The sequence below is a fragment of the Sutterella parvirubra YIT 11816 genome (genome assembly GCF_000250875.1).
Lineage (GTDB): Bacteria > Pseudomonadota > Gammaproteobacteria > Burkholderiales > Burkholderiaceae_F > Sutterella > Sutterella parvirubra.
Window position 1 is genome coordinate 34,049 of record NZ_JH605000.1, and the last position, 4,728, is coordinate 38,776.

Genomic DNA, 4,728 nt, shown 5'->3' on the forward strand with positions numbered 1-4,728 from the left:
TCCAACGTGTGGTCCGACTGCATTTCGATCCCGAAGCGCATGCGAAGCACCTTCGCCTCGCGGGGCGAGAGGCTGTCCAGCACCTGCTTGACGGTCTCCGACAGGCTCGAATTCTGGATCGCCTCCGCCGGGGCCGTCGTCTGGGTGTCTTCGAGGAAGTCGCCCAGATGCGAATCGTCGTCGTCCCCGATCGGCGTCTCCATCGAGATCGGCTCCTTCGCGATCTTCATGATCTTGAGGATCTTGTCCTCGGGCATGTCCATGAGTTCAGCGAGACGGCGGCTGTCGGGTTCGACCCCGGTCTCCTGGAGTTCCTGGCGCGTGATGCGGTTCATGCGGTTGATCGTTTCGATCATGTGCACCGGGATGCGGATCGTGCGGGCCTGGTCCGCGATCGAGCGCGTGATCGCCTGGCGGATCCACCAGGTCGCGTAGGTCGAGAACTTGTAGCCGCGGCGGTATTCGAACTTGTCGACCGCCTTCATGAGGCCGACGTTCCCTTCCTGGATGAGGTCGAGGAACTGCAAGCCCCGGTTCGTGTACTTCTTCGCGATCGAGATGACGAGACGCAGATTCGCCTCGGTCATTTCGCGCTTGGCGTTCCTGGCCTTCGCTTCGCCGGTCGCCATCTGCTTGTAGGCGTCCAGAAGCTCGTGTACCGTCATGAAGGTCGTCTGTTCGAGCTCGGCCAGCTTATGCTGCTCTTCGGCGATGGGCGCGCGGCGGCGCAGAATCTGCGCGCGCTTTTCGGGGAAGGCGGCGGCGACTTCGTCCAGCCACGCGACGTCGGTCGCATGGTCGATGAAGCGTTCCATGAACCAGGCGCGGTCGATGCCGGCGCCTCGGACGAGCTCGTCGTAGACGATGCGCTCGGAGGCGCGCAGGCGCCCGACCGTCACGCGGAGCGTCTCGCAGAGACGGTCCGCGGTCTTCGCGGTGAAGCGAAGCCCCATCAGATCCTGCTGGATGCCGTCCTTCAGGGCTTCCTGATCCGCCTTCACGGCGTCGAGCCCGGCGTAGCCCTGTTGGCTTGCCTCACGGAAGCGCTCACAGAGATCCTTGAACTTCGCGTCCACGCGGTCGAACACTTCGAGCGAGCGGCGCTTCAGCTCCTCCAGCTGCCCCACCGTCATCGCGGAGGCGCCCATGTCGGTTTCGTCGTCGGCGCGGATCACCGAGCCCACGTCGTCCGTCGACGTGATGCCGTCGACCACGTCGTCGATCGACATCGTGCCTTCGCGGATCGCGGCGGCGCTCTTCAGAACCTCTTCGATCGTCACCGGGCAGCGCGCGATGGCGAGCACCATGTGCTTCAAGCCGTCCTCGATGCGCTTCGAGATTTCGATTTCACCTTCTCGGGAAAGCAGCTCGACGGAACCCATCTCGCGCATGTAGATGCGCACGGGGTCGGTCGTGCGGCCGAATTCGCTGTCGACGGTCGAGAGCGCGGCTTCGGCCTCGGCTTCCGCGTCCTCTTCCGAGACGGGGGTGCCGGAGCCCTGCATCAGGAGCTGCTCTTCGTCGGGCGCGACCTCATGGACCTCGATGTTGAGGTTCGAGAGGATGCTCACGATCGTCTCGATCGCATCGTCGTCGATGAGGCTGTTCGGGATGTTGTCGTTGATTTCGCTGTAGGTGACGTAGCCGCGCTCCTTGCCCATGCTGATGAGCTTCAAGAGCTTGGACCTGCGGTCCTCCTGGCTTTCCTCTTCGACGCTGTAGCCGTTCGCGATCGCGTCGCGGAGCGCCTTTTCGCGGGCGCTCTTCGAGCGACGCGTGCGCTTCGCGGGCGCGGCCTTGCCGGGGGCTTCCGCGGCTTCGGCGGGTTCCTCCGCGTCGTCCACGACCTCGTCGACGGACTCGTCCGCGAGGACGTCGTCCAGATCCTCATCCGTTTCGTCGTCGATCACGTCGGCGAAGTCGAGGTCGTCCCCCTCGAACCCGTCGAGGTCGTCGTCTTCGTCGGTCTTGCGCTTCTTCGCGGACTTCTTCGGCGCCTTCGGCTTCTTGGGGGCCTTGGGCGCTTTTTCAGCCTTCTCGGCCTTCTCTGCCTTCGCCTTCTTCTTGGCGGGCTTGGCGTCCTGTTCGGTCTCTTCAGCAGGCGCGGCTTCGGCGGCGGCTTCCGCGACGGGCTCGGCAGAAGCCTTGCGGCGGCCGCGCGTCTTCTTCGCGGGGGCTTCGGCCTCCGCGGCATCCTTGACTTCAGCGGCAACTTCAGGCTCGACGGCCTTCTTCGTGCGGCGCTTCTTCGGGGCGGGCGCTTCAGAGACTTCGGCGACCACGACCTCAGGTTCGGCCGTCACGGTCACGTCCGGGGCTTCCTTCTTCGCGGTCTTCTTCGTCTTGGCGGGCTTCTCGACTTTTTCGGCCTTTTCGGCTTTTTCAGCCTTCGTCGGCTTCGCCGCCTTCCTGGAGCTCTTCTTGGGCGGCGCTTCGACCGCCTCGATCGAGAGGGTCAAATCCGTCGTCTCAAGCGCCGCCGTTGCGGTCTTCCTGCGGGTGCGCGGCTTCGCCGCGCGCACGTCGCCACCAACCGCGGCGTCCGCGGGCGCCGTCTTCTTCGAATCTGCCATAAAGAGCCCTCTCATGTTCGGGCCGCGCACGTATGAAGCGTCCGCACTTGCCCCGAATGTCGTCAGGTCCGGCGGACGGCGTCAGCAGAGGTGCCGGCCGGGGGACTACTCCCGCTTCGGTGGAAGTCCCTGATTTCCGGCCCATGCCGGACGTCACGACTCCCACGCCGAAGAGAGTTACTCCGAAATTCTGCCATAGATGGGCGAAATAGGCCGTCGACGTTTAGGCAAAAACCCTGAAAGTTTCAAGAAGAAAAACCCCGGCATTTGAAACAAATCATTTCAGACGGTCGGGATGCATGGAAAGCGTTGCAAGCGTTTCAAGCCGGACAAAGGAAGTCCTTCCGGCTCAGCGACTTCGCAAGCGCTCTCAATGCCAACCGGCGTCGTCCTCGGACGCTTCCTGCTCCTCATAGACGTAGGGATCGTCGTCCGCGAAGGGGGCGTCGTCCCACGCGGGCGGAGCCGGAAGGTCGTCGGCTGATCCGTCGGGGAGCGCCGCGCCGAAGTCCTCCGCCGCCGCGGGCGCAAAGGCGTCGCCGCCCTCGCCGCCATCGCCGAAGAGGGCCCCGTCGCCCGCGTTCTTCGAGGCGTTCTTCGCCTGGGTCTTCACGGCCTCGGCGGCCAAGGCGATCGCTTCGCGAAGCGCCGCGGCCTGCGCGTCGATCGCGGCGTCGGACTGGCCGGCCGCGCTTTGAGCCGCGCGGGCGGGCTGCGCGGGCGTCGCGCCCTGCGGGGCATCACCACCCGTCTCATCCGCACCATCGGCATCGTCTTTGAGCGCGCGGCCGAAGAGCATTTCCTGAAGGGCGCGGACCTTGGGGTTCTCGGAAAAGACCATGTCGGGCTTCGCGCTGGCCGCGCCCTTCACGCGGGCCTTCGCCTCCGCGGCGGCGCGCGTCCGCGCCGCGAACTCTTCGCGCTGACGGTAGTCGGCTTCGTTCTTCTTGGCGTCCGCGATGCCGCGCTCCAATTCGACGCGGCGCTGCTCGAGCTTTCTGAGCGTGGCGATGTCGCAACCGGGCCTGCGCCCCTCTTCCATGAGGCGCGCGCGGGTGCGCTCGAGTTCGAGCTCCAGGAAGGCGCGGCGGACTTCCAAGGCCGCACCCTCTTCGGGCGTGTCGATCACGAGCTCTTGGGAAAGAAGATCCCGGAAGTGCCCGACCGAAGGGTTCTCTTCGAGGTTCGCAAGCAGCGTCGCCGGACGCACGCGCCCGGTTTCCTCTTCGGCCTCCGCGGCCGCCCGCCAGACGTCGACGATCCGCACGGCCGCCGGATGCTGGCTCGAGACGAACACCTCCTCGATGTCGCGCGAGAAGCGCGTGAGGAGCCGCGGGTGCGCGAGGAAGCACTGGAGCATCCGCTCGCGCACGTCCTTCACGGGAATCCTCGCTTCCGCGACGGGGCGCGGCCGCCCCCAACCCGAACGGTACTGCTCGCGCCGGTCGCGCCAGCCGCCGGGGCGCTGACCCCGGTTGGACGTGAAGCCGCCCGGACGGCCGAATCCGCTCCCGAAGCCGCCGCCGAAGTCGGCGGGGTCGGGCGGCGCGGCGTGCGGGGGCGCGGAGGAGGCGCCGACTGCAAGACCGTACGTGCGGGAAATGTCTTCCGCAGGAAGGCGCGAGACGTTCGCGAGCTCGCGGATGACGGAGAGCCTGAGCACCGGCGCCGCCTGCATCGAGAGCACCAGTGGCTTCGCCTCCGCGACGACCTTGGAGCGGTCTTCTGCGTAGGCGAGGTCCTTCCCTTCGGTGACGAGCGACAAAAGGAACTGCGTGAGCGGGAGCGCCCGCTTGATTTCGCGCTCGAAGGCCTCGGGCCCCTCGGCCTTGATCAAGCTGTCGGGGTCGTGCTCGGGCGGCAGCAGAATGAAGTTCGCGCTCTGAAGATCCGTAATGACGGGAAGCGCCGCTTCGAGCGCCCGGCGCGCGGCCTTGCGGCCGGCGGCGTCGCCGTCGAAGGAAAAGTAGACCGTATCGGCCGTCTTGAAGAGACGACGCACGTGCTCGGGCGTGATCGAGGTGCCCAGGGCCGCCACGGACTCCCTGAAGCCCGCTTGCGAGAGCTGGATCACGTCCATGTAGCCCTCGCAGACGACCGCGCGGCCGCGCTCGCGGATGTCGTCGCGCGCTTCGAAGAGCCCGTAGAGTTCGCT

Annotated in this window: 2 protein-coding genes; both read right to left on the bottom strand. The window is 66.3% G+C overall.

All coding sequences use genetic code 11. The annotated features are described in order from the left end of the window. Positions 1–2,573: RNA polymerase sigma factor RpoD (gene rpoD, locus HMPREF9440_RS07710; protein WP_245523590.1), on the bottom strand; the 2,573-nt coding region annotated here is incomplete at its 3' end. 370 nt (positions 2,574–2,943) lie between these two features. After that, positions 2,944–4,728 (bottom strand): toprim domain-containing protein (locus HMPREF9440_RS10730; protein WP_040764736.1); only part of this gene is annotated, 1,785 nt, incomplete at its 5' end.